Genomic DNA, 24,192 nt, shown 5'->3' on the forward strand with positions numbered 1-24,192 from the left:
TCAAGGTTATGTAAGGGTGTGTCCTAATTTAGGATTCACTCTTTTTTTGTATATATATCGAAACAAATGTTTCTATTTTACTTGCATTTATTTAGAAAACAGAGGAAAATATTTTTATAGGAAAATACTACTGTACATACTAATTTTGGGGGAATATAGATGGAAGAGAAGAAGGTTGTTATTTTTAAAGTTGCTAGCGGCGAATATTCAATAGATGTTTCTTATGTGATATCGATTGAGAAAGAAGAACAAATTACACCTGTTCCTCAATTGCCTTCCTTTGTGAAAGGGATAAGAAAAGTAAGAGACGAGCTCATTCCTGTTATTGATTTACAGATGGTATTATATAATCAAAGGACAGAAGAAAATGAAACAAATAAATTAATTGTGGTGAGAACAGAGGATATTTCTTTTGCCATGATTGTCCATGACGCGAAGGAAATCATTGATATTAAAGAAGAGGTTATTAAAGAGGTCGGAATCTCTGCATATCAGAAAACAGAATATATAACAGGAGTTCTTAATTTAGAAAAACGTTTGGTTTTAATGTTGGACCCTACTATTTTGATTGAAACATTAGATGGGGTAAGAGAAATTAAAGACTATATGAAAAATCAGCCTGCTTAATTTCTTCCAGAAGGATAAATGTATTAAATAATCTATAATGATCAAAAGAATGGTGAAGGTAAGATGAAAGAATTTTATCCAAAAAAGGTACGAGTTATACTACATGTAGATATGAACAGTTTTTATGCATCTGTAGAAATGGCCTATAATCCACAGTTAAAGGGGAAACCACTGGCAATTGCGGGGAATGAAAAAGAGCGCAGAGGTATAATCGTCACTTGTAGCTATGAAGCAAGAAAATTTGGAGTAAAAACAACCATGCCTTTATGGGAAGCAAAAAAGAAATGCCCGGATTTAATCGTTTTACCTCCAAATTTTGATCGTTATCGAACGGCATCCCTTGCCATGTTTCAAATTCTCCATGAATTCTCGGATATCGTTGAGCCAGTTTCCATCGACGAAGGCTATGTTGATATTACGAATTGTCATGAGTTAGGAACCCCGATTTACATTGCAAAAACAATCCAGAAACGAATTTATGAACGCTTAGATTTACCATGCAGTATTGGGATTGCTCCAAATAAATTTCTCGCCAAAACGGCATCTGATCTAAAAAAACCGATGGGTATCACCATTTTAAGAAAGCGGGACATTCCACAAATCCTTTGGCCAATGGAAGTAGAAGAAATGCATGGTATAGGAAAAAAAACAGGGGAAAAACTAAGGGCAATTGGTATCCAAACCATTCAAGATTTGGCGATGGCTCAATCCATTCCACTAAAAGCAACAATAGGCATTAATGGTATTCGCTTAAAGGAAAGAGCCAATGGAGAAGATAACCGGGCAGTCGATCCGGAAGCAGCTAATGAATTTAAAAGCATTGGGAATTCTACTACTTTGCCTCGTGATGTAAAGAATCAACAAGAATTATTTCAAGTTTTGGAAACACTAGCAAATAAAGTTGCTACGCGTATGAAAAGAAAACATGTGCATGCTAATCATGTTACTGTCACGATTCGTTACGGAAACCGTAAAAATTATTCCAAAAGCAAAAAATTAGCAAATCCAATTAAAACAGAAGAAGAGATACATCAATTAAGCAAAGAGATTTTTATTTCAGCATGGGATGGAAATCCAGTCCGCTTACTCGGAATAACAGCAGGAGATTTAATAGACAATAATATTGTAGTAAAACAACTGGATCTCTTTTCTTTTGAAAAGGACGCAGAAAAAGAACCTCTCTGGACTGCTATTGATAAGCTAAAAGAAAAATATGGCTCATCCATAATCGAACCAGCATCTGAAAAAAATAATATTTCAAAAAAGGAAGAAAATATCGGTACACTGACTAGCTTCAATAAAGATTTTCTACAAGGAAAGAAATTTTAGTTCGGTTATTTTTAATAAAAAAATTTTTTTGAAATAAACCGGAAAAGTAGTTGCATTTTAGTTGCATAACTTAAAAAATCTTGCTAAAGTTAAGTGAATTCTACTATAAAGGATACATAGTTTAGAAGGGACGTTAGGAAAAAATGACAAAACAGCAATTTGGTGTAATCGGTTTAGCGGTCATGGGCAAAAACCTTGCGATGAACATCGAAAGCAGAGGATATACTGTTTCCGTTTTCAACCGTTCAAAAGAAAAAACAGAAGAAATGCTTAAAGAATCAGAAGGCAAGAATATTGTTGGAACATATACGTTAGAAGAATTTGTACAATCTTTAGAAGTTCCACGTAAAATTATGCTAATGGTAAAAGCAGGTCCAGCTACAGACGCTACAATCGAGCAATTAAAACCTTTATTAGATAAAGGGGATATTGTTATCGATGGTGGTAACACATTCTTTAAAGATACACAAAGACGTAACAAAGAATTAAGTGAACTTGGTATTCACTTTATTGGTACAGGCGTTTCTGGTGGAGAAGAAGGCGCTTTAAAAGGTCCTTCTATCATGCCTGGTGGTCAAAAAGAAGCATATGAATTGGTTGCTCCTATTTTCCGTGATATCTCTGCAAAAGTTAATGATGAGCCTTGTACTACTTATATCGGTCCAGATGGTGCTGGCCATTATGTTAAAATGGTCCACAACGGTATAGAGTATGGAGATATGCAATTAATCTGTGAAGCATACTTTATCATGAAGCATGTTCTAGGATTAGAAGCGCAAGAACTTCATGAAGTATTTGCAGAATGGAATAAAGGAGAGCTTGATAGCTACCTAATCGAAATTACTGCAGACATCTTCACTAAAATAGATGAAGAAACAGGTAAGCCTTTAGTAGATCTAATTTTAGATACTGCTGGTCAAAAAGGAACTGGTAAATGGACAAGCCAAAGTGCCCTAGATTTAGGTGTTCCACTTCCAATGATTACAGAATCTGTATTTGCTCGTTTTATTTCAGCAATGAAAGACGAACGTGTAAAAGCAAGTAAAGTACTTACAGGTCCAGAAATCAAACCATTTACAGGCGATAAAGCAGCATATATCGAATCTGTTCGTAAAGCACTTTACTTAAGTAAGATTGTTTCATATGCACAAGGTTTTGCACAAATGAGAGAAGCATCTGACGAATACGATTGGAACTTAAACTATGGAGAAATCGCTATGATTTTCCGTGGTGGTTGTATTATTCGTGCTCAATTCTTACAAAAAATTAAAGATGCATATGACCGTGATCCAGAATTGAAAAACCTATTATTGGATCCATACTTCAGTGAAATCACTGAAAACTATCAAGCAGCATTACGTGAAGTAATTTCTGGTGCTGTCTTAAACGGTATTCCTGTACCAAGCTTTGCAGCAGCATTATCATACTTTGATAGCTACCGTACAGCAACTTTACCAGCAAACTTATTACAAGCGCAACGTGACTACTTCGGTGCACACACATATGAGCGTCTTGATAAAGAAGGAATTTTCCATACAAACTGGATGGAAAAATAAGAAATATGTTAAAACACATCACACTTTTAATTGTGGTGTGTTTTTTTTGTTGGGATTAAATAAACTGAATGATATATCAACGGTGAAGGTGCATAAATTAGGGGAATGATAAAAGGGGTATAGCGGAAGTTGAGGGTATAGTGGCATTTATCAAGGGAATGAAAACCAAAAGACGAGCTGGAAAGAGAAAAGTGTGTTCATCAAGCGTATCATCAAATAGAAATTTTCCGCACCCAATCATTTCTTCTACCTACTTAAATTAAAAAATACTATAAAAAATATGCTGCTATATTTTTTCAGCAGCATATACAAGAGTGTTTATTTTTTCAAAATAATAATAGTTAACTCGTTTTAAGTAAATTTAATTTCAATAGAAACGATCTCTGATCTACTGCCAATTCTAATTGGTGGTCCCCAGAATCCAAAGCCGGAGGAAACAATGGCATGAAGTTGCTTCTTTTGTTTGTATCCCCAATCTAATTCAAATACTCTTCTAGTTATAAGATGATTTGGTGCCATTTGTCCTCTGTGTGTATGTCCTGATAAAATGACGTCAATTCCATCATTCATGGCAGCTTCAAGCTCATCTGGCTGGTGATCCATCATGATGATTGGAAGGCGGTTGCTCTCATTTTCTAATAGTGCAGGAATGGAAAGCCTATCTTTATCTGTTTTATCTTTTCTACCAATTAGACGAATAGTTTCGTCGATTGTGATTTTTTCATCCATTAAGATGTGAATGCCAATGCGGTTCATTTCTTTAATAAACGTAGGTATCATTTTTCCATAATACTCGTGATTGCCTAATACACCATAAATACCTAATGGAGCATGTAATTGTTTCAATTGCTCTCCCATCTTCTTTTTCATAAAAGGAATTGGGTCGTCATCAATGATATCGCCAGGTAATAATATTAAATCAGGCTGTAGGCTGTTTATTTGCGTTACTAGCCGATTTAAATGACTTTTCCCAGATAAAGTGCCAAAGTGCATATCAGAAGCCATAGCGATGCGTAGAGTGTCTCTTTTTGCTTGTTTTTTTTCTACAGTAAGTTTATATGTTCTAATAATTGGCGAATAAGCATTATATGTTCCAAAAACAAGTAAAAATAAGAGTAAGGATGCAGTGATAGTACCTATGATTATGGTCGCATCCATCGGATCCATCAACATCTTTAAGATAAACCAGCTAATATTGGCTAGGGGAAAAAGGATTAGTCCATATTCAAAAATAGCTAGCCAATAGGCACCAATTATTTTAAAGATCGTAATTGATTTAAGGAAGTGACTAATAAAATACGCATAGGAAAAAAGGATAATAGCTCCAATATAGAAAGCTGGGTAGGGTGTCAGTTGAAAGGATTTAAGCCATACATAACCATTCCAGCCAATGTAATAAACAAGTAAATTATATATGAGAAATACTAGCAAAATAGTAAAGGCAAATTTTATTTTTTTCATCAGGAGCTCCTATTATTCCATTTTTGATAAGCAAAAAAACGTGAATTCAAATGAGGATTCACGTTTTTTAAAAGTTTCTAGAAAAAGTTTTACTTAGCAAACATCTACTTCAAATTGATTGACCGGCCACCAGAAGAAGCCATCTTTTTCTAATAACTCATCTGCCTCTTTTGGTCCCATTGTCCCTGATGCATAATTTGGGAATTGAGTAGAAGGAGTTTGTTCCCACGCTTGTGAAATTTTATCTACGTAGCTCCAAGATAACGCAACTTCATCCCAATGGGTAAAGTTTGTAGCATCACCGTGAAGGCTGTCATCAATTAGTTTCTCATAGGCTTCTGGTGTATTTATTCCTGCAATTCCTGTATTTGCATAGCTCAGTTTAATAGGTGTTGCTTCCATGTTTTGTCCTGCTTTTTTAGCATTTAAATGCAAAGTGATTCCTTCTTCTGGTTGAATATGAATGACAAGAAGGTTTGGTGTGATCTCTTGATCAGGTCGATTATATAGATTCATTGGGATATCTTTAAATTGAACAACAATCTTTGTTGATTTGCTTTCTAATCTTTTTCCTGTACGGATATAGAATGGAACGCCAGCCCAACGGAAGTTATCGATCATTACTTTACCAGCTACAAAAGTTTCAGTATTGGAATTAGGATCAACCATTTGTTCTTCACGGTAGCTTGGTACTTCTAAATCTTCTACTAATCCTTTGCCGTATTGTCCTCTTACAAAGTATTTGTCCATTTCCTCTACTTCAATTGGACGCATTGCACGGAAAACTTTTACTTTCTCTGAGCGAATTTCATCTGGAGTAAGTTTAATTGGCGGTTCCATTGCAAGAAGGGCAACCATCTGTAGCATATGGTTTTGAACCATATCACGAAGTGCGCCACTTGTTTCATAATATCTACCACGTTCTTCCACTCCAAGTACTTCACTTGAGGTTACTTGAATATTGCTGATATAACGGTTGTTCCACAGGTTTTCAAAAATCGCATTAGAAAAACGAATCGTTTCAATATTTTGAACCATTGCTTTTCCTAAGTAATGGTCAATTCGATATACTTCATCTTCAGAAAAAGCAGTACGGATTTGCTCATTCAGTTCTTTAGCGGATTCTAAGTCATGTCCAAATGGTTTTTCAATGATTAAACGTTTATATCCTTTTACATCCGTTAATCCATCCTGATTTAAATGAATCGCAATTGGTCCGAAGAATTCTGGTGCCATTGCTAAATAAAATACACGATTGCCGTTTAAGCTATATTTGACATCTAATTCATCTGCGATGTTTTTTAGCTCCGCATAAGAGCTTGAATCTGTAACATCATGAGAATGATAGCAGAAATAAGAAGCGAATGTCTCTAAGTCATCATTTTTAGAACCCGCAATGGCTTCAGACACAGAGTTAACAACATTTTGTTTGAACTGTTCTTGTGTTAACGTTCTTCTTCCTACACCTACCACGGCGAAATTTGCTAATTTACCTTTTTTATACAATCGATAAAGAGATGGAAAAAGCTTTCTATTGGCTAAATCTCCTGTAGCTCCGAAGATCATAATAAGTGCATTTGATGTTTGTTTTTCATTCACTTTCTTGTACCTCATTTCATTTATATATGTATGAAAATTTTTAAATTGCTGCTTTACAAAAGTACATTTTTCTTAAAATAAGACATGTACCTATACAGTTATAAAATTTTATCTTTTTCTGAAGGATAAGGCAACACATTTGTTTGTAATTTTTGCAAATATTTTTACTATTTGTATTTTCAGCAGAAATTTTTCATTCATCCAACATGATATTACAATAGATTAGCAAAAGTTACTAGTTAAAAGATTTAGGAATTTGGATATTCCATCAGCTGTAAAGTATACTTAAGGCAACTATTCTGATTTAGTATTTAATGATACGGTTTTATTTATACAGCAGGATTAGGTACAACGAAGAAAAATGAAAGGGGATTATCGAGTAAACATGAAATTGCAATTTTTAGGAACTGGTGCAGGGATTCCGGCTAAATCGAGAAATGTTTCAGCAATTGCTTTAAAGCTTTTAGAAGAAAAGGGTAGTATTTGGCTATTTGATTGTGGAGAAGCAACACAGCATCAAATTTTACATACTAGTATAAAACCAAGAAGAGTGGAGAAGGTGTTTATTACCCATTTACATGGAGATCACATCTATGGATTGCCAGGCTTTCTTTCGAGTAGATCTTTTCAAGGCGGAGAAACACCATTGACAGTATATGGACCAAAAGGAATTAGGGACTATATACAAATAAGTCTTGCTGTTAGTCAGACATACTTAAAATATGAGCTACGAGTCGTGGAGATAGAAGAAGGCGTAATCTTTGAAGACGATGATTTTATGGTAGAAGCAAAAATATTAGAGCATGGTGTAACAAGCTTTGGCTATCGTGTAATCGAAAAGGATCGCCCAGGAAAGTTAGATACCGTCAAATTATTGGAATATGGGATAAAACCAGGACCTATTTATAAAAAAATTAAAGATGGAGAAGACCTCAAGCTTGATGATGGTACAGTCATAAGCAGTCAAACTTTTCTTGGGCCGAATATTAAAGGAAGAATTATTACTATTTTAGGGGATACAAGAACGTGTAATGCTGCAGAAGTATTAGCTAAAGAAGCAAAAATATTGGTTCATGAAGCAACATTTTCTGAAAAAGAAGCTTCTATTGCCACCGAATATTATCATTCCACAACTGTACAAGCTGCCGAAACAGCGAAAAGGGCTAATGTTGATTGTCTGCTATTAACCCATATTAGTGCAAGATATGACCAATCGTTAACTATACAGCTATTGAGAGAAGCAAGAGGCATATTTCCTAATACATATATTGCAGAAGATTTTTCAGAGTTTGATATTTAGAAGGAAAAAAGGCTGTTGTCACATTGAAGCCAACAGCCTTTGGTATTGTATGAATACATTAGAGTGATAGTCACTATTTATCCCACTGTGTCTTAAACACCAGTAATAAGATTTAAGCATATGAAATGCACAAAAATAGGTGGGAAATGATTACTTTCCTTTATTTAGGAAGCTTCAAATCGTCCGTAAGTGCTTTTCCCATTCGTTTCGATTGGACAGTTGCTTCTTGAATACATGTAATAAAAGCTTTTTGCACATCAAATTCCTCTAGTATTCTTATTCCTGCTTCCGTTGTTCCTCCAGGACTTGTCACATTTTTACGGAGCTCTAGAGGCGTTTTAGATGATTTTGCGATCATTTCAGCAGCACCAAGTAAAGTTTGTACAATTAATGCATTAGCTACATCACGATCTAGCCCGATTGTAAGACCACCTTTCTCCATTGCTTCTACTAAGTAATAGATATATGCGGGACCGCTTCCTGAGAGCCCAGTTATTGCATCTAATTGTTCTTCCTCCACAAATGTAACGAAGCCAACAGTCTCAAACATCTCATGGACGAATTGTTTTTGCTCGTCTACTACAAAGGGGTTGAAGGAAATTCCAGTAGCAGATTTGCCAACTGTTGCCGATGTGTTTGGCATCGCTCGGGCAATTGGAACTTCTGTGCCGATTAATCGTTGTAGGCTGTCCATACTAACACCAGCGAGAACAGAAATTAGAAGGGTTTTTTCCGAGAGATAATCCTTCCATTGAGCAATTGCCTCCTTTACATCTTTCGGTTTCATTGCGAGAATGATGACATCTGCTTCTGGAATGATTTTTTCTAAGTTGAAGGAGTAATGAATGCCATAACGCTCCTGTAATTCAGTAAGTCTTTTGACATTCCCACGATTTGTGACAGTTATAGCGGTTGGTTCGATTATTTTGCTTGAAACTATTCCGGAAATTAATGCTTCGCTCATGGAACCAGCTCCAATGATAGCAAGATTGTTCATTTTCTTTCCTCCTTTTTATAATAATTACAGTTACTATGAAACAAGAAAAACCTCTCATCCAAAAGAAAGGACGAAAGGTTTTTTCCGTGGTACCACCTTAGTTTCCATATAAACAGCAAATGGCATGTTTATACAACTCTTCACCGGTATCGACGGATTACGTTTGGGTTTGCCCAACTACTCCTAAGTAGGTGTAACGAAATGGACATTGATGTAGTTTTTCAGCCTTAGGAACTTCACTCTCTTGCAAGCCATTACCATCTACTATTCTTAATCATCGCATTCATTTTATAAATTTATTTGATTATGCAAGATGGAGGGCTTGTCTGTCAATAGAAAATTTGTGTAGTAGGAAAATTAGCTACAAAAATGTATAATTTAACTAAGTAAATTTAAATAAGGAGATTGCTAATGAAGAGTAGAACAAACGGTTCTTATGTATATTTTTTGATAGATGATCATCTCATTTATAGTTACAAAATCGAGTCACATACATATATTACTTTACATGACTTAAAGACCACAAACCATTCTGCTCTATATGAAATTAAAAATAAACAAGCGTTTCAAGATTTTGAACATGAAAGTAGCGAAGCAGTTGTAGGTACTGGATTATTTTTAGATGAAGAGAGTTTAAAAGAATTAGTTACACCTATTAATAAAGTAATCAAAAAACAAAAGAAGAGAGAGACAGTGAAAGAGAAGAAAGCGATTCATTTAGTTGCCTCACAACATATTGCAAGTAGATTAACTATGGACCTTAATGAGAATATCGAAGTAATCGGCTTAGATGCAGCCTTTATGTATGGTCCAATTCGTCAACTTGATGAGCATTATGGCCAAAGAGAACGGTCTGAATGGATTTTCGAAAACATAAATCGGGAATTTGAGGACAAAAATCCATACATGATTGCACTAGCTAATAAAATAAATAGTTTAGATGAAATCAATGACGAAAGACCCGTCTATATCTGGTGTGGGAATAATATCGAAGAACAGTTAGCATTAAGATTTTTTATCTTTATGTTGGAAAAAAAACCTAATTCCATTTCCATTATCAACACATCGGAAGCCCTTGAAAAAATAGCACCAACTGAAAAGTTAGTGGCAAATACTGCAGAAATAAAAAGCGGGATATTACAATCTATATTTGAACATATTGATAGCAGTTATGTTATTACAACAAATCAAAAACAAAGATTTGGAATGGAGTGGCTATCAATAACAAACGCTGATGAGCTTTTACGAATATGGGAAAATCAAGAGATTATACCGGTAAATCTGGGTTATTATGATCAAACAATTTTGAAAGTATGGAAAAGAATGAATGCGAAGGAAAGAATAGAATACATAATGGCTAGTCAGCTTATTTGGAAAACGATAGAGGAAGAGAATCTTTACATCGATCCTGACTTTCTTGAATATCGGATTCGCCACCTTGTATATGCAGGCGTGTTTGAGATGAAAGGTATCCCTAAGAATATGAGACGCTATTTTGTTTGTTTGAAAAAAGAAGCGTAAAGAGCTAGGTTGTTATTTTTTATCTTCTATGCAAAAATAGTTATGAAAATTTCTCTTATCAAGAACGTGAAGACCAAGAGACTAAATATAGATTATAATATTTTAACATAGTATTTGCTATTAATAAAAATAGTGCGCAGCATTTTTTCTATATGTTTGCGCTTTTTTGAGGTGAATGATGAAGGAATTAAATGGAAAGAACATTGTCATTACAGGTGCTTCATCTGGCATAGGAGCGAAAATTGCTTTAAAAGTAGCTAGCTTGGGAGCTCGTCCCATTCTTCTTGCTCGATCAGAAGATAAGCTTGCTTCTATTTGCGAGAAAATAAATAATCAATTTCCCGTTAAAGCTATTTATTTTTCTTTAGATGTTAGCAATACGAACCAAGTAAAAGAAGTATTTGCGAAAATATATCAAGAGGTCGATTTTATCCATGTCTTGCTGAATAACGCAGGTTTTGGCATATTTGATATGGTGCATGAAGCCACTATGACGGATATTGATCATATGTTTCAAGTGAATGTGATGGGGGTTATAGCTTGTACAAAAGAAGTTTTGCCTTCTATGTTAGAAAAAAACAGTGGGCATATCATCAATGTCGCATCACAGGCAGGTAAATTAGCCACACCTAAATCGAGTGCCTATGCTGCGACAAAGCACGCTGTTTTAGGTTTTACAAATAGTTTAAGAATGGAAGTTTCTCCATTCCATATCAAAATTTCTGCTGTAAATCCAGGACCAATCGAAACGGCCTTTTTTACTACTGCAGACAAATCTGGAAACTATGTCAAAAATGTTCAAAAGTATATGCTATCGTCCGAAAAAGTAGCAGATAAAGTAACAAAATTAATCATTCACCCAAAACGTGAATTGAATCTTCCTGTTTGGATGAACTGGGGAAGTGTGTTATATAATTTATTTCCAGGGATTGCTGATAAGTTAGTGGGTGGTATCTTGAATAAAAAATAAACACACTAAAAATAAGGTGAATCTGTAACATAACCATAAACAACATCTTGAACAATATCATAAAGCTTATATGTAGGATGTCGTTTTTTTAGATTGATTATTTTGGTAGACAATTCATTTATATCATTGGAAGAAAGCATGTTGCTTTCGACTTGATACTGCTTAAGTGCTTTTTGAATCATTTTTTGAAGAAGTAATTTATTCATTGATAATGTTCCTTAATACAATAAAATAGTATCTTTCTCCAAAGTATTATATACTAATTTTAATCGAATAGGAGAGTTATAGATAATTTTCTTAAAATAATATGTTGAAAAATTAATTGTAGCAGCTAGGGAGATGGGAATTATGGAAAAAGCAATGTTTGCAGGTGGATGTTTCTGGTGTATGGTATCTCCATTTGAAGAACAGCCAGGGATTGGAGGAATTGTTTCTGGCTATAGTGGGGGACATGTGGAAAATCCAACATATGAACAAGTTAAAACAGGAACAACTGGTCATTTTGAAGTCGTGGAAATTACATTTGATCCAGACTTGTTTCCATATGAGCAGTTATTAGAATTGTATTGGCAACAAATTGATCCGACAGATCCAGATGGGCAATTTCATGATCGTGGACCTCAATATCGAACAGCCATTTTTTATCATAATGATAAACAAAAAGAACTTGCTGAGAAATCGAAACAAGCAATGGCCGAAAGTGGAAAATTTAAGAAGCCAATTGTTACATTAATAGAACCAGCTGCGACATTCTATCCAGCTGAAGCCTATCATCAGGATTATCATAAGAAAAATAAGACGCATTATAAAGAAGATAGAGAAAAGTCTGGAAGAGATGTGTTTATTAAAGAGCATTGGTAAAAAGATAAAAGCGAATTTTGCTAAGCAAGCTATCTTTAATGATAGAATGTAGCAAAATTTGCTTTTTTGTATCTATTTAAGTTTTTTTACTATATTTTTTCCTGAAAGTTTCGTTATTCGAAATTTTTTTGTTTTTTTAGGCTAAAGTATTGTCGATGTATGTCGATATGATAAAGGGATTAAATTAGTGAAATGAGGTAGCTTCAATGAGATTTTTACAAAATATTAATATTTCAAAAAAAATAATGATTATCATTATGTTTAGTGCAATAGCATTAATCTTAATCGGACTATTTGGGATATATGGCATGAAGGAAATGTCCAAAAACACTCAAAAGATGTATGAAGAAAAACTATTACCTAATACATATATTACAAAAATACAAAAATATCGATATACAAGCGATAGCTACATTATCGAGTTAATGATTACAGAAGATGAGAAGAAAAATCAGGAATTGTTAGAAGCAATAAAAAAGAATACGGAGGAGTCCGACAAGTATATTAAAAAACTTGATTCGATAAAACTGTCAGAGGAAGAGGCAAAGGCATATAAGATATTTAAAGATGTTTCTGCTGGCTTTGATCAACTACAAGATCAGGTTATTTCTTTATCAATCAATAATTTTAATGATTCAGCGTATAGTTTATATACTAAAAATTTACGAACTAAAACAAATTTTATCAATGAACAATTGGATGAACTTCAAAAAGCAAATGAGGAAAAAGCAGAACAGATATCCAATGAAAATAACAAGTATTATACGACAATGATCTATATATCTTGGGGAGTTATAATTATAGCTGTAGTACTTGCTGTATTATTTGGTCTCTATATTTCTGCTATGATTGTCAACCCAATTAAACGTCTAAAAACTTTAATGGAAAGAGGAGGACAAGGAGATTTCTCAGAAAGGTCGAGTTATAAAGGGAAAGATGAAATAGGTTCTCTATCTGATAGTTATAATAGGATGGCTGAAGGAATGAAGGGCCTTATTGAAATGTTATCGGAAACATCCCATCATCTTGCTTCATCTTCTGAACAATTGAGTTCTAGTTCAGAAGAAAGTAGCAAAGCAAGTGAACATATTTCTGAAACGATTCAGGAGCTTGCCGAAGGTTCTGAAACACAAATGAGATTGATGGAATCAAGCTCAGCCGATATTCGTAATGTAAATGAAACGACTGGACTTATAACAGTACGTGCAAAAAAAGTGGCAGAAACAGCAGAGCAAACAGCAGAAGTATCGCTTGAGGGTGCGAAACGTATTTCAGAAGTAACGACACAAATGAAATCCATTAATAATAATATGGTGACGCTTGCCGAATCAATAGCTACATTAGAATCTAGAATAAATCAAATATCCGATATTACAATGGTAATATCGGATATTTCTTCCCAAACAAATTTACTAGCATTAAATGCAGCAATCGAGGCAGCAAGAGCTGGCGAACAAGGAAAAGGTTTTGCAGTTGTTGCAGATGAAGTAAGGAAATTAGCAGAACAAACTGCAGGTTCTGCAGAGCAAATTACCAGCCTTATTAGTCAGATTCAAACTGATTCTAAGAATACTTCTTTATCGATGACAACTGCTGCAAATGAAGTGGATGCAGGCATCGGTATCGTTCGAGATGCAGGAGATTCTTTCATGAAAATTGAGAAATCCATTAATGAACTAGTCACACTTGTAGAAGAAGTAAGTGAATCACTTGACCATTTGAAAGAGCATACAAATACAATCAATTATTCTATTCTAGAAGTTAATAGTATGGCGAGTGAAGCAGCAGCTAGTACAGAAAACGTTTCTTCAGCTACTGAAGAACAAGTAGCATCGATGCAGGAAATAGCAGCATCTTCGACTTCATTAGCACAACTCGCAACCGATCTACAGGATAAGATAAAACAATTTAAGATATAATAAGAAAGAGGAGACATGCTAAAGAAAAGCATATCTCCTTTTCTTTAATCACTTTTTACATATTCCGTTAAAAAGTCATCAATCGCTTTCTCATAGGCTTCTTTGTTCTCATTATAGCTTTGAGCATGAAATCCATTTACTGCGAAAAATAATTTTTTGGGACCCTGTTTTTTATCAAAAAGTTTTTGAGTCATTTCTGGCAGAATAAAATCATCTTTTTGACTATGGATAAATAACATTGGGCTTTTAATCTTATCAATAACGGAAATAGGAGAGATATCCTTTATGGAATATCGAGCCCTTGCTCGCAGAAATAAATTAGCAATGGGGATGAAGACTTTCCCAGGCAGTTTTATCTCCTGTTTAATTAGATAATTTAGCTGTTCGGTAAAATCCGAAAATGGACAATCTGCTATATAAAAGTCAGCGCCATCCTCAATTCCTCCAGCATAAAGAATCATCGTTGCAGCACCCATCGATTCCCCATGGATGCCTAAAATAATATCTTTTCCTTTTTCTCTTTTTACCCAGTCTACAATTTGTTTTAAATCAAATTTTTCATAATAACCGAAGCTTGTATTTTTTCCGCCAGATTCTCCGTGTCTACGATGGTCATAGATGATTCCATTAAAACCTCTTTCTAAAAATAAGTTCATGTATTTAATCGAACTCGTTTTATTTTCCGTTACTCCATGTGAGATGATGATATATTTCTTCGTATCATAAGGTTCCACTAGAATAGCTTTTAACTCATAGCCATAAGGAGAAGGAATTGTAATTTCTTGTTTAGTTAAATTTTCAAAAGTAACTGGATCATATCTGCCAGCTTCTTTCTCTCTTTTTAAAATAAAAGCATCATCCTTTTTCTTCATATACATTAATCGATTAGAACAATATACTCCAATGGATGTAATAAACAATAAGACAGAAAATAGATAACGAAACAGCTTTCTCAAACCGATTCCTCCAGTTAGTACAGAAATTTAGCAGAAACTAATTTGAGTGTATCACTTCTTCCAAGAGAAACAAAATAGACAGTCGCTTCAATTTAAAAAAATAGACAAAGAATAGGGGCGCCTATGATAAAAAATCTTATGCAGAAATGATCAAATGGTTACATGATGGAACTAAAAGGGCGGAAGTTTATATATAGGAGGTAAGAAATAAAGAAAATCCTACACCCTCTTTAGGAATAGTAGAAGGTGTAAGATAAGTAGCTACTGTTTGGAGTTTTGTCTATTTGTCGGATGAATGGCTTTTTCCAAATCTTCTGCTGCGATTGTTTGTTTGACAGTATCTGCATTTGGTTTCCCAGCTTGGCTATACCCTTTTTCTCGTTTTTGACCCATTACTATCCCTCCTAAATGAATATAGTGATACTAGCAAGACTATTTGTGCTGTATCCAATTCTCTAATATAACTTGAGTAAAAAAATATGTTATTATACATACAGCATAGTAAAAAAGAAGGGTTGAATTATGGCAGAACATCATTTTTATTTAAATGCAGATTGGCCAGGCTATCGTAATGATGTCGGTACAATTGAAAGTGGAAATTTAAAAACAAAAATATCGATTCCTAAAGAAATGGATGGTCCTGGTGTCGGTACAAATCCAGATGAAATGCTACTTGGTGCTGCAGCAACTTGCTTTATTATTACACTTGCAGCAATGATGGAAAGAAGTCGACTTGAAAAGGAAAGCTTAACATTAGAATCAGAGGCAGTGGTGGATGTGACAAACGGTGTATTCACATATCAAAAAATTATTCATCGCCCGAAGATAATACTAAAAAAAGAGGCTACTGAAAAAGACATAAAGCTTGCAGCAAAACTTGCCCATAAAGCGGAAGAAAGCTGCATGATTACAAGAGCAATTAAAGGGAATGTAGAAGTCGAGCTAGATGAAACCATTGAGCTTGCATAGTAATGAACAGATAGTTGGAGGATAAACGTATGGCAAAAAAGCGGAAAAATATCCAAAAAGAAAAACAACAAGATAAGCCTGTTACATTAGGTGATCTTCTGAATGATCAATTAGCAACTCAACTCAAAAATAAAAAACAAGAGCTTAAAGAACAAGAAGAGGCTAAGCTAAAAGCAGAAGAAGAAAGAAAACGGGAAGAACGAAGACAAAGAGAGAAAAATAAAAGCTTTGAAGAATTGTTAAATGAAAACTCCATGAACTGGAAAGATTTTAAATAGGAATTAAAAGGATACCTTGCTTTAGCTAATGGTATCCTTTCCTTATATCTTAAAAGCTATTTTTTTCATATCCCATGACCTTGGTGAAATCTGTTTCTTTTATAAGTTTATTTTCTGGTAAAAGTAATGCCTGAAATTCCCTAAATAATGCCTGAATCTCCACATTATCATTGATAATAGCAATGTTCTTATGATAGTCTTCCTCACTAGAATAGGTTGTCATCTCCATCCATTTTGTTGGATCATCGTGACTTTGTAAGTAGGTTGTTTCTGTGTCCAGATAGTTTTTATAAATTTTACATGCTTTTTCTTGAATACGAAAATATTCATCCATTTTCTCCTCTTGTATATGGAATTCATATACTTTTACATACATACTCTCTCTCCTTTTCCAATGTTATCGATTGTCTTGTATATATATTATCATGAATATAAATAATAATTATTGCTTAATCACTCTTCTTCAGTAGAACTTCTAGAAAAAAGATAATGCTTTTAAAAAAGTAATAGAGGAATTAACAAAAACGCAGCTGCCAGAGTCAGAAATATTTGGTCTCGAATAAAGTAATAGTAGTATAAATGGGAGGAACATAAAGTGATTAGGAAAGAATTCCATTGTTAAAACTATAAAAATAATGATCGAATAGTGGATAATTAATCACAAAAAAAAGAAACATTAAAGGGATTGAATCTCCTCATTAATGTTTCTCTTATTTATTTACAAGTCTTATTTATTTAAAGTAACGGATGTTCATGCTTCATTTTTAATTTTGTCCATCTTTTTTCTACTTCTTGGTCAAAATCTTTTAGCATTTCTGTATTTTCATCTTTTAGTAAATGCTTGGTTTTCCCCATATATTTCAACCACTCTGTTAAAGGAATTTTTTTATTTTTTTCTTCTGGGTTATAAGTAATGGTTGTTATACCATTTTCCACTTCATATAGTGGAAAGAAGCATGATTGGACGGCTGCTTCCACTATTTTAGATCCGAATTTGTCATCTGTTTTCCAATTTAATGGACAATTAACAAGAATCTTCCCATAGACAGTACCAACATTTTGCGCATACCATTGTGCTTTTGCTCCTTTTTTTATTAAATCCAATGGAAAGGCTTCAGCACCTGTAAATACATATGGAATATTTGTAGCAGCCATAATTTGCGCGGTATCTTTATGATGAAATCCTTTACCTTTTTGAGTACGTCCTATATTACTTGTACTAGTCATATGACCAATTGGAGTAGAATAAGACATTTGTGAACCAGTATTCATATACCCTTCATTGTCGTATTCTAACATAATTAAATGATGATTTCTTAAAGCTGTTCCAATGGCTGACCCCATGCCAATATCCATTCCGCCATCACCAGTGACCATCACAAAAGTTGTATTATCAGCAATCTCTATTTCTCCTCTTTTTTGTAATTCCAAAAAGGCTTCTAATGTCCCGGATAATGTAGCAGGTCCGTTTTGAAATAAGTTATGCATCATTGTTTGCTTATGAGAAGTATGGGGGTAAGCTGTTGTCACTACATAAGCACAGCCAGTTTGGAATAATACAACAATATCTCCTTCAATGCCTTTAAAAAAGAGTTCAAGACCAGATAAAATTCCACAGCCAGGACAAGCCCCATGACCTGGAGCAAAACGTTTTGGTTTTGCAGTAAGGGTACGAAGGGGAGGAACTTTAACTTTTATAGTTTGTGTTTCTTCATCTTGGTTAACTTCAATTAATCCAGTATTAAAGTCGTCTTCTCCAAATTGTGGTTCCATCAATGGTTGTAATTTTTTATCTACCTCCCCTGGATAATGTCCATAATAATCAAACGTTTTAACAGTTTTCGATTGATTCATCACTTCAATGGCGAAATAAAATAAATTTTCTGCATCATCTGCATAAAAATCTTTTCCGCCTAATCCAAAAACACGACTTAATACAATGGTTTTATTAGATTTATCTTCCTGCAAAGCGGATTTTACTTCATGTGTAATATTTGGACCATGTCCACCGTAAGAATCAGCACGTTCCCCAACTAACAGTGCCTTTACATTTCTTAAAGCTTTTCTAATTTCTTCTGCAGGAAAAGGACGAATTAGATTTGGACTAATTACCCCAGCTTTTATCCCTTTTTCACGTAATTGATCTACCACATCTTTAGCTGTTTCAGCGGCAGAATTCAGTAGGAACAATGCAACATCTGCATCATCCATTCTATATAGGTCTAACAGGGGATAGTGTCTCCCGGCAATTTTTTCGAATTCCTTTGAAATCTCTATAAAAACATCTTTTGCTCGGTAGATTGCTTCCGATTGTTGGAAGTGGTTGTTTAATAAATCATCACCATTCATGTGTGCGCCAATGGTAACTGGCTGCTTTGGATTTCGAATAGCTGGATATTCTGTTGGGCAAGGACCAACAAAACGTTGAACAACTTCTTTATCTTGAAAATAATGGACTTTTCTTTTTTGATGAGAGGTAAAAAAGCCATCATAAGCTACAATTACAGGTAATCGAACTTTTGAATGCTCGGCAATTTTCAAGGCCAAAATATTCATATCATAAACAGCTTGAGGCGTTCTTGCTGTTAAAATGACCCAACCTGTATTTAGAGCAAAATATAAATCTGAATGATCGCCTCTAATATCGAGAGGACCGCTTATCGCACGGGTAACAAGATTTAATACCATCGGAAATCTTGTGCCAGATTGGACAGGAAGTTGTTCAAGCATATACATAAAGCCATTGGCACTTGTTGCATTAATTACGCGGGCACCTGTTGCAGCTGCTCCGTAACATATTCCTGCAGATCCATGTTCTCCATCAGCTGGAATTAATTGAATGTCGTGTTCGCCCCTTGTTTTCATTTGATCTAAATATTGTGCAACCTCTGTAGAAGGGGTTATAGGGAAATAGCCCATTATATGATAATTTATTTGCGCGGCAGCCATAGCAGCCATTTCATTTCCAGATTCAAATGTGGTTATTTGAACTGGTCTATTTTTGATTAACAGATCATTTTCTAATATAGACATTTAGGAAATCCCTCCTGAAATATAAGGAAAATTTTGGGATACTTTGTTATCATGCGTGAATCCTTGTTTCTCTTGGACTGTACTCAGTGCACTTGTTGGACACGCTTCAATACATTTTAGGCACCCCTTACAATATTGATAATCTATTCCTTGTAACGTCATTATTTGCTTCCCACGCTTATTTACTCTTTTGTCCCATACAAAGCAGAGGTCTGGACAAACAGTATCACAAGAAGCACAATTAATACAACTTTCTTTGTCGAATTTTGGAATATAACCTTGGCGAGAGCCGCCTAAATCCTTTTCCATACTATTTCCTTGTGTCGTTAGGACACCGCCGATAGTTTGGGTCGCAAATCCTAATGATGAGAGAGGGCGTGAGAAAGCATTTTGATGAGTATCTTGAGGTGTTTCATATTTTTTAAATACAACTTCTTCATAACCTCGGTCAAATGTTCTAATATTTGCTTCTACTAAGTGAGGATATTTTTTCTCGAATGTCCTTTTAATAACATTCCTAATAGCTTCTGGGTCTAGAAAATCACATATGCGAAATAGAGCACCAAGCATTGCAGTGTTCACTCTTGTCTTTTCTTTAACCGCAATTTTAAGTGCATCAACGATAGCTAATGTTCCGTGCTGAAGGTTTAAATCTCTTTTTACTTCGTCAAAATCTCTGGCAGAATTAACTAAAATAATTCCATCTGACTTTAGGCCACTTGATACATTTACGGTTTTATATAAGGCTTCATGAAACACCCCAATAACATGTGGCTCTTCAATAGGACTGTGGGCGCGGATATCTGTGGTGACATCACAGAAACGAATGAAACTCTTTACAGGAGATCCTTTTTTTTCAGAACCATAGGAAGAAAAGTTAGATCCGTTTAATCCTAAGCCTAGAACACCAGCTTCTGCTAACATTTTTCCAGCTAAGTTTGCACCAAGACCTCCGATGGATTCTAACCGAATTTCATAGAAACCTAGTTCATTTTTTGTTGGTAATATAGACATTTTACTCCCCCTCTTTAGAAGTTAAATCAACAGATTGTCTATTCCTTTAGTAGTATGAAAATTTAGAATTTTTAGTATAAACAATCAATATATCTATTTTAAGGGAAATTCAAAAATATAACTGTGTCAATTTTCGTAACTTTTTAGACGGTTTTCAATGAAAGTAGCACTTATTTATAAAAATATTCTCTTTCTGTCTATAATTCTACAAATCTATTTATACAGAAAAGTACCAAAAACAAACTTAACGCTCTAAGAAAATAAGGAAGGCTCGTTTAATTCATTTATTGAGAATAAATAATCTTTCCCGTTTCAGAAATATCATACCCACCAGCTGAAAGTTCACTTTTTAGCTCCTTTGTTTTAAGTAATTCAACTACTAATTGAATAAGCTGCTCGTTTGCTGATGACCTTAAAATCACCAAATCGTAGTTTTCTTTTACAAGTGGTAAAAAATCAATTCCAGATGGATAATTGATTTTTTCCATTCCAATTCCAAAATCAGCCTTATTCTGTGCAATTCCGACTGCTACGCTAAAATGACTTGTAGCAACTTCTTCATAGCCATGAATAGATTGGATTGTAATATTATTCATTCTTAAATGTTCATCTAACAATGTTCTAGCACCTGATCCAATTTCGCGATTCAGTAATTTAATGTCAGAACGTTGTATATCTTGCCAACTAATAATTTTTTTTGGATTTCCATGTTTTACATAAAATCCAGCCCATCTGTTTATAAAACGAATAACAATAAAAGAATGACTTACTAATAGCTTTTTTAAATAGGGCAGATTGAAAGTGGAAGTTTCCCCATCAAATAAGTGAACACTAGCGATATCTACCTCCCCATTATACTGGCTAATGATTCCATTTAAACTGCTTGCGTATGAACGGAGAGGGCGGAAGTAGTCTACGCTGTTATCCAAATGTCTTGAGAGTATATCTAAAGAAGGGTCTTGTCCACTAATTATGATGGACCGAATATTGGTAAAAGGATCATGAAAGTGATTGGGAGAAAGGATAGGCAATCTAGATGATTCATTTGTTGTGGATTGTTTTTCTTTTGCATTCCATTTAAATTTCTCTAAGTCGGCTTCATCTACTCTCATTTGTCTGCCAACTCTATATGCAGCTAACTTCCCCTTTTTTATCAAGTCATAGACAGTTAGCTTTGAAACTTTGAGAATATCTGCAATTTCCTCCGTAGTATAAGATTTTTTGTGACTCATTTGTGAACACCTCGATTTTATTATTAGAATTTTCTGTATTTTATATTTACTAAGGTATTATTTATTCCTATAATCGTTATAACTAATTATAACTATTTATAACTAAATAGAATTAATTTCCTAGTTTCTTCTATTATATATTATACCTAGTTATAGTTAGATAAAAATAGAGTAGGAGGATCAAGATGAAAAATCAAGTTTGTATTTTTTTAGCCATTCTTATTTTGTTTATGTTACCAGGATGTAGCAACGATAAGGAGGCATCAGTTCAAAAGGAGAAGAAAGATGCAGTGGAACTATCGATTGCTGCTGCTGCAAGTTTACAAGAAGCAGTGGGAGAATTACAAGATGCTTTTAAAAAAGAATACCCCCAAGTAACCATTACTGTCAATTTTGGTAGTTCTGGTCAATTAGCACAGCAAATACAACAAGGTGCGCCAGTTGATATTTTTTTATCTGCTGATCAAAAATGGATGAATATGCTAGAAGATGAGAATTTAATTGTAAAAGAAACGAGAAAGGATTTTACAGGCAATAAAATAGTTTTGATAGGAGAAAAAGATAGTGATAAAGATTTCTTAACTTTTGAAAATTTAAAAGGGGATGAAATGGGACAAATTGCTATAGGAGATCCAGATAGTGTACCTGCTGGAACATATACGAAAGAAATTCTAGAAAATCTGGGTAAATGGGAAGAGCTTAAAAATAAATTTGTTTACGGAAGTGATGTAACACAAGTATTAACCTATGTTGAATCAGGAAATACAGATATTGGATTTGTGTATTCATCTGACGCACTTATTTCAGAGAAGGTACAAGTTTTAGCAGAAGCAGATTCCTCTTTGCATACACCGATTATTTATCCTGCCGCAGTATTAACTGACTCCACAACACAAGACACAGCAAACAAATTTATCGAGTTTCTACTTTCAGAACAGGCACAAACCATTTTAGCTGAATACGGATTTATTAAATAAATTTAATAAGCGAAAGGAGAAAGTTCTCTAGTATTCGAGGGAGAATATAAAAAGATGGATTATACACCCTTATTCTTATCGTTAAAAGTAGCTTCCATTGCCACAATTATTGTTTTTATTTTAGGTACTTTTGGTGCAAGAGCAATTGCTAGAGAAGATTTTTTGGGGAAAAGTGTGTTAGAAGCAATTATATTGTTACCACTAGTTTTGCCACCAACCGTTGTTGGGTTTGCCCTGTTATACCTTTTTGGAAAAAATGGTATATTCGGGAAATTATTATTTGAGTCGACTAATATACAAATTGTATTCACATTGTTCGGAGCAATCCTTGCAGCGATTGTTGTTGCTTTCCCACTTATGTATCAAAGTGCTTCTGCTGCCTTCCAAAATTATGACAAAAATATTGAAAATGCTGCAATAATCATGGGAGCAAGTAAGTTTAAAGTATTTTGGACCATTTCGTTTCCACTAGCCTGGCCTGGATTATTAGCAGGGGTTGTTCTCACATTTGCTAGATCACTTGGTGAGTTTGGTGCGACATTAATGATTGCTGGCTTTATTCCAGGTAGAACAAATACAATTCCAGTTGAAATCTACTTCGCTGTACAAGCTGGGAATACTTCTACAGCATCTTTTTGGGTGGTAATTTTAATTGTATTGGGTTTAGTTGCGAATATCTGGTTGAATTGGTGGAGCAAAAGAAATTTATTAAAATATAAAACAGATTAATAATCAAAGACTTTCATTTACAAAGATTAAGAGGTAATCAATTTAGGTAGAAATATTCCAAAAATAAAACAGGTGATATTAATGCTTATGTTAAACATGAAGAAGCAATTACAACATTTCACGATTCAGTTGCAATTTGAATCCAAAGATGACATTTTAATCCTTTTTGGTCCTTCTGGATCTGGTAAAACAACCGTTCTGAATTGTATTGCTGGATTAGATGTACCTGATGATGGGTTGATAAAATTTAACGAGCAGACTTTTTTTGAAAAAAATCGAGGAGTAATGCCGATTCAAAAAAGAAAACTAGGTTATTTATTTCAAGATTTTGCCCTTTTTCCCCATATGACCGTTGAAAAAAATATCACCTATGCTATGAAAAGTCAGTCGTTAGTAAATCATCTTGTCCAAGTAATTGGGATAGAACATTTGCTGAAAAAGTATCCAAGACAAATTTCAGGTGGGGAAAAACAACGAGTGGCTTTAGCCAGAGCCTTATCAACAGAGCCACAATTATTATTGCTTGATGAACCATTTTCTAGTTTGGATCAATTTACGAAAAATGTTTGCTATGAAGAATTGAAAAGACTTCATCAGCTATGGAAAATCCCGATAATTATGGTTACACATGATTATGAGGAGGCAAAAATTTTAGGCAATCGCATTTTGTATATGAAGTATGGAAAATTGCAGGAAATGGAGTATTTAAATCAATAAAGTTAGAAAGAGGGATTTTGCTCATGAAAGCAAAATCCCTCTTTCTAATAAATTAGGAATTAAGAACTGTTTTTTCTGGATATTTGTATGAATGTTACAAAATTATGAATAAAAACGCAATTTGTAATCGATTGCAAGAAAAAACCT

Annotated in this window: 22 protein-coding genes and 2 pseudogenes; 14 read left to right on the forward strand and 10 right to left on the reverse strand. The window is 34.2% G+C overall.

Translation table 11 applies throughout. The features are described from left to right. Window positions 1-159: 159 nt before the first annotated feature. From QQZ16_RS07165 to gndA, 3 genes are all read left to right on the forward strand, one after another. The gene (locus QQZ16_RS07165) at window positions 160-627 is read left to right on the forward strand and encodes a chemotaxis protein CheW (protein WP_048717790.1); all 468 of its coding nucleotides are present in this window, start codon (window positions 160-162) and stop codon (window positions 625-627) included. A 63-nt stretch (window positions 628-690) separates the two neighbouring features. Continuing rightward, the gene (locus QQZ16_RS07170) at window positions 691-1,956 is read left to right on the forward strand and encodes a DNA polymerase IV (protein ID WP_284561216.1); all 1,266 of its coding nucleotides are present in this window, start codon (window positions 691-693) and stop codon (window positions 1,954-1,956) included. A 143-nt stretch (window positions 1,957-2,099) separates the two neighbouring features. After that, window positions 2,100-3,512: an NADP-dependent phosphogluconate dehydrogenase gene (gene gndA / locus QQZ16_RS07175; protein ID WP_048717795.1), complete on the forward strand. Its 1,413-nt coding sequence runs from the start codon at window positions 2,100-2,102 to the stop codon at window positions 3,510-3,512. Window positions 3,513-3,863: 351 nt separating this feature from the next. Here the strand turns inward: gndA and QQZ16_RS07180 are convergent, their stop codons facing one another. Together QQZ16_RS07180 and zwf are read right to left on the reverse strand one after the other, a co-directional pair. Next, entirely contained in the window at window positions 3,864-4,973 is a 1,110-nt protein-coding gene (locus QQZ16_RS07180) for a metallophosphoesterase (protein ID WP_031538395.1), read from the reverse strand. Between the two features lie 93 nt (window positions 4,974-5,066). Further along, window positions 5,067-6,539, reverse strand: a complete 1,473-nt coding sequence (gene zwf, locus QQZ16_RS07185) for a glucose-6-phosphate dehydrogenase (protein ID WP_031538393.1) — start codon at window positions 6,537-6,539, stop codon at window positions 5,067-5,069. 418 nt (window positions 6,540-6,957) lie between these two features. Here zwf and rnz point away from each other — a divergent pair, with 418 nt between their 5' ends. Then, a complete protein-coding gene (gene rnz, locus QQZ16_RS07190) occupies window positions 6,958-7,872 on the forward strand; it encodes a ribonuclease Z (protein ID WP_031538391.1) in 915 nt (304 codons plus the stop codon). 160 nt (window positions 7,873-8,032) lie between these two features. Here the strand turns inward: rnz and proC are convergent, their stop codons facing one another. Next, a complete protein-coding gene (gene proC / locus QQZ16_RS07195; protein WP_031538390.1) occupies window positions 8,033-8,869 on the reverse strand; it encodes a pyrroline-5-carboxylate reductase in 837 nt (278 codons plus the stop codon). A gap of 411 nt (window positions 8,870-9,280) precedes the next feature. On the opposite strand from proC, the gene QQZ16_RS07200 reads away from it, so the two are divergent. Together QQZ16_RS07200 and QQZ16_RS07205 are read left to right on the forward strand one after the other, a co-directional pair. Then, the gene (locus tag QQZ16_RS07200) at window positions 9,281-10,390 is read left to right on the forward strand and encodes a DUF1835 domain-containing protein (RefSeq protein WP_031538388.1); all 1,110 of its coding nucleotides are present in this window, start codon (window positions 9,281-9,283) and stop codon (window positions 10,388-10,390) included. A gap of 175 nt (window positions 10,391-10,565) precedes the next feature. Then, entirely contained in the window at window positions 10,566-11,360 is a 795-nt protein-coding gene (locus QQZ16_RS07205) for an SDR family NAD(P)-dependent oxidoreductase (protein ID WP_031538387.1), read from the forward strand. A 5-nt stretch (window positions 11,361-11,365) separates the two neighbouring features. Here the strand turns inward: QQZ16_RS07205 and QQZ16_RS07210 are convergent, their stop codons facing one another. Then, a complete protein-coding gene (locus tag QQZ16_RS07210; protein WP_031538386.1) occupies window positions 11,366-11,566 on the reverse strand; it encodes a YqzH family protein in 201 nt (66 codons plus the stop codon). A 142-nt stretch (window positions 11,567-11,708) separates the two neighbouring features. On the opposite strand from QQZ16_RS07210, the gene msrA reads away from it, so the two are divergent. From msrA to QQZ16_RS23225, 3 genes and pseudogenes are all read left to right on the forward strand, one after another. Next, a complete protein-coding gene (gene msrA, locus QQZ16_RS07215) occupies window positions 11,709-12,221 on the forward strand; it encodes a peptide-methionine (S)-S-oxide reductase MsrA (protein WP_031538385.1) in 513 nt (170 codons plus the stop codon). Window positions 12,222-12,427: 206 nt separating this feature from the next. After that, window positions 12,428-13,192, forward strand: a pseudogene (locus tag QQZ16_RS23220) (MCP four helix bundle domain-containing protein); the annotation flags it as partial. 309 nt (window positions 13,193-13,501) lie between these two features. Continuing rightward, window positions 13,502-14,140 (forward strand): annotated as a pseudogene (locus QQZ16_RS23225) (methyl-accepting chemotaxis protein); the annotation flags it as partial. A gap of 44 nt (window positions 14,141-14,184) precedes the next feature. Here QQZ16_RS23225 and QQZ16_RS07225 read toward each other — a convergent pair. Further along, window positions 14,185-15,096, reverse strand: a complete 912-nt coding sequence (locus QQZ16_RS07225) for an alpha/beta hydrolase (RefSeq protein WP_251628773.1) — start codon at window positions 15,094-15,096, stop codon at window positions 14,185-14,187. Between the two features lie 261 nt (window positions 15,097-15,357). Beyond that, window positions 15,358-15,489, reverse strand: a complete 132-nt coding sequence (locus QQZ16_RS07230; protein WP_269320386.1) for a hypothetical protein — start codon at window positions 15,487-15,489, stop codon at window positions 15,358-15,360. 129 nt (window positions 15,490-15,618) lie between these two features. Between QQZ16_RS07230 and QQZ16_RS07235 the strand changes: the two genes are divergently transcribed. Beyond that, the gene (locus tag QQZ16_RS07235) at window positions 15,619-16,065 is read left to right on the forward strand and encodes an OsmC family protein (protein ID WP_251628771.1); all 447 of its coding nucleotides are present in this window, start codon (window positions 15,619-15,621) and stop codon (window positions 16,063-16,065) included. A gap of 29 nt (window positions 16,066-16,094) precedes the next feature. Beyond that, window positions 16,095-16,343: a YqkE family protein gene (locus QQZ16_RS07240; RefSeq protein ID WP_031538377.1), complete on the forward strand. Its 249-nt coding sequence runs from the start codon at window positions 16,095-16,097 to the stop codon at window positions 16,341-16,343. A gap of 49 nt (window positions 16,344-16,392) precedes the next feature. Here the strand turns inward: QQZ16_RS07240 and QQZ16_RS07245 are convergent, their stop codons facing one another. The 4 genes from QQZ16_RS07245 to QQZ16_RS07260 form a co-directional block, all read right to left on the reverse strand. Continuing rightward, complete coding sequence (locus tag QQZ16_RS07245) at window positions 16,393-16,719, reverse strand: hypothetical protein (protein WP_031538376.1); 327 nt, start codon at window positions 16,717-16,719, stop codon at window positions 16,393-16,395. A 359-nt stretch (window positions 16,720-17,078) separates the two neighbouring features. Continuing rightward, window positions 17,079-19,376 (reverse strand): transketolase C-terminal domain-containing protein, encoded by a 2,298-nt coding sequence (locus QQZ16_RS07250; RefSeq protein WP_031538375.1) that lies wholly within the window; start codon window positions 19,374-19,376, stop codon window positions 17,079-17,081. Beyond that, entirely contained in the window at window positions 19,377-20,390 is a 1,014-nt protein-coding gene (locus tag QQZ16_RS07255) for a 2-oxoacid:acceptor oxidoreductase family protein (RefSeq protein ID WP_031538373.1), read from the reverse strand. A 284-nt stretch (window positions 20,391-20,674) separates the two neighbouring features. Further along, complete coding sequence (locus QQZ16_RS07260) at window positions 20,675-21,622, reverse strand: substrate-binding domain-containing protein (RefSeq protein WP_284561217.1); 948 nt, start codon at window positions 21,620-21,622, stop codon at window positions 20,675-20,677. A gap of 185 nt (window positions 21,623-21,807) precedes the next feature. Here QQZ16_RS07260 and modA point away from each other — a divergent pair, with 185 nt between their 5' ends. The 3 genes from modA (at window position 21,808) to QQZ16_RS07275 (ending at window position 24,045) form a co-directional block, all read left to right on the forward strand. Continuing rightward, window positions 21,808-22,599: a molybdate ABC transporter substrate-binding protein gene (modA, locus tag QQZ16_RS07265; RefSeq protein WP_284561218.1), complete on the forward strand. Its 792-nt coding sequence runs from the start codon at window positions 21,808-21,810 to the stop codon at window positions 22,597-22,599. Window positions 22,600-22,653: 54 nt separating this feature from the next. Then, window positions 22,654-23,328, forward strand: coding sequence for a molybdate ABC transporter permease subunit (gene modB / locus QQZ16_RS07270; protein WP_031538368.1), 675 nt, complete (start codon window positions 22,654-22,656; stop codon window positions 23,326-23,328). Between the two features lie 81 nt (window positions 23,329-23,409). Continuing rightward, entirely contained in the window at window positions 23,410-24,045 is a 636-nt protein-coding gene (locus QQZ16_RS07275) for an ATP-binding cassette domain-containing protein (RefSeq protein WP_284561219.1), read from the forward strand. Window positions 24,046-24,192: the final 147 nt, after the last annotated feature.

Source organism: Bacillus sp. T2.9-1 (assembly GCF_950097965.1).
GTDB lineage: Bacteria > Bacillota > Bacilli > Bacillales > Cytobacillaceae > Niallia > Niallia hominis.

Excerpts from the sequence above, each read along its gene's own strand:
- modA (WP_284561218.1), top strand. The coding sequence starts at position 21,808 with ATGAAAAATCAAGTTTGTATTTTTTTAGCCATTCTTATTTTGTTTATG.
- QQZ16_RS07170 (WP_284561216.1), top strand. The coding sequence starts at position 691 with ATGAAAGAATTTTATCCAAAAAAGGTACGAGTTATACTACATGTAGAT.
- QQZ16_RS07235 (WP_251628771.1), top strand. The coding sequence starts at position 15,619 with ATGGCAGAACATCATTTTTATTTAAATGCAGATTGGCCAGGCTATCGT.
- zwf (WP_031538393.1), bottom strand. The coding sequence starts at position 6,539 with ATGATCTTCGGAGCTACAGGAGATTTAGCCAATAGAAAGCTTTTTCCA.
- QQZ16_RS07260 (WP_284561217.1), bottom strand. The coding sequence starts at position 21,622 with ATGAGTCACAAAAAATCTTATACTACGGAGGAAATTGCAGATATTCTC.
- QQZ16_RS07245 (WP_031538376.1), bottom strand. The coding sequence starts at position 16,719 with ATGTATGTAAAAGTATATGAATTCCATATACAAGAGGAGAAAATGGAT.
- QQZ16_RS07250 (WP_031538375.1), bottom strand. The coding sequence starts at position 19,376 with ATGTCTATATTAGAAAATGATCTGTTAATCAAAAATAGACCAGTTCAA.
- QQZ16_RS07275 (WP_284561219.1), top strand. The coding sequence starts at position 23,410 with ATGCTTATGTTAAACATGAAGAAGCAATTACAACATTTCACGATTCAG.
- msrA (WP_031538385.1), top strand. The coding sequence starts at position 11,709 with ATGGAAAAAGCAATGTTTGCAGGTGGATGTTTCTGGTGTATGGTATCT.
- QQZ16_RS07230 (WP_269320386.1), bottom strand. The coding sequence starts at position 15,489 with ATGGGTCAAAAACGAGAAAAAGGGTATAGCCAAGCTGGGAAACCAAAT.
- gndA (WP_048717795.1), top strand. The coding sequence starts at position 2,100 with ATGACAAAACAGCAATTTGGTGTAATCGGTTTAGCGGTCATGGGCAAA.
- QQZ16_RS07255 (WP_031538373.1), bottom strand. The coding sequence starts at position 20,390 with ATGTCTATATTACCAACAAAAAATGAACTAGGTTTCTATGAAATTCGG.
- QQZ16_RS07205 (WP_031538387.1), top strand. The coding sequence starts at position 10,566 with ATGATGAAGGAATTAAATGGAAAGAACATTGTCATTACAGGTGCTTCA.
- QQZ16_RS07200 (WP_031538388.1), top strand. The coding sequence starts at position 9,281 with ATGAAGAGTAGAACAAACGGTTCTTATGTATATTTTTTGATAGATGAT.
- QQZ16_RS07210 (WP_031538386.1), bottom strand. The coding sequence starts at position 11,566 with ATGAATAAATTACTTCTTCAAAAAATGATTCAAAAAGCACTTAAGCAG.
- modB (WP_031538368.1), top strand. The coding sequence starts at position 22,654 with ATGGATTATACACCCTTATTCTTATCGTTAAAAGTAGCTTCCATTGCC.
- rnz (WP_031538391.1), top strand. The coding sequence starts at position 6,958 with ATGAAATTGCAATTTTTAGGAACTGGTGCAGGGATTCCGGCTAAATCG.
- QQZ16_RS07165 (WP_048717790.1), top strand. The coding sequence starts at position 160 with ATGGAAGAGAAGAAGGTTGTTATTTTTAAAGTTGCTAGCGGCGAATAT.
- QQZ16_RS07180 (WP_031538395.1), bottom strand. The coding sequence starts at position 4,973 with ATGAAAAAAATAAAATTTGCCTTTACTATTTTGCTAGTATTTCTCATA.
- QQZ16_RS07240 (WP_031538377.1), top strand. The coding sequence starts at position 16,095 with ATGGCAAAAAAGCGGAAAAATATCCAAAAAGAAAAACAACAAGATAAG.
- proC (WP_031538390.1), bottom strand. The coding sequence starts at position 8,869 with ATGAACAATCTTGCTATCATTGGAGCTGGTTCCATGAGCGAAGCATTA.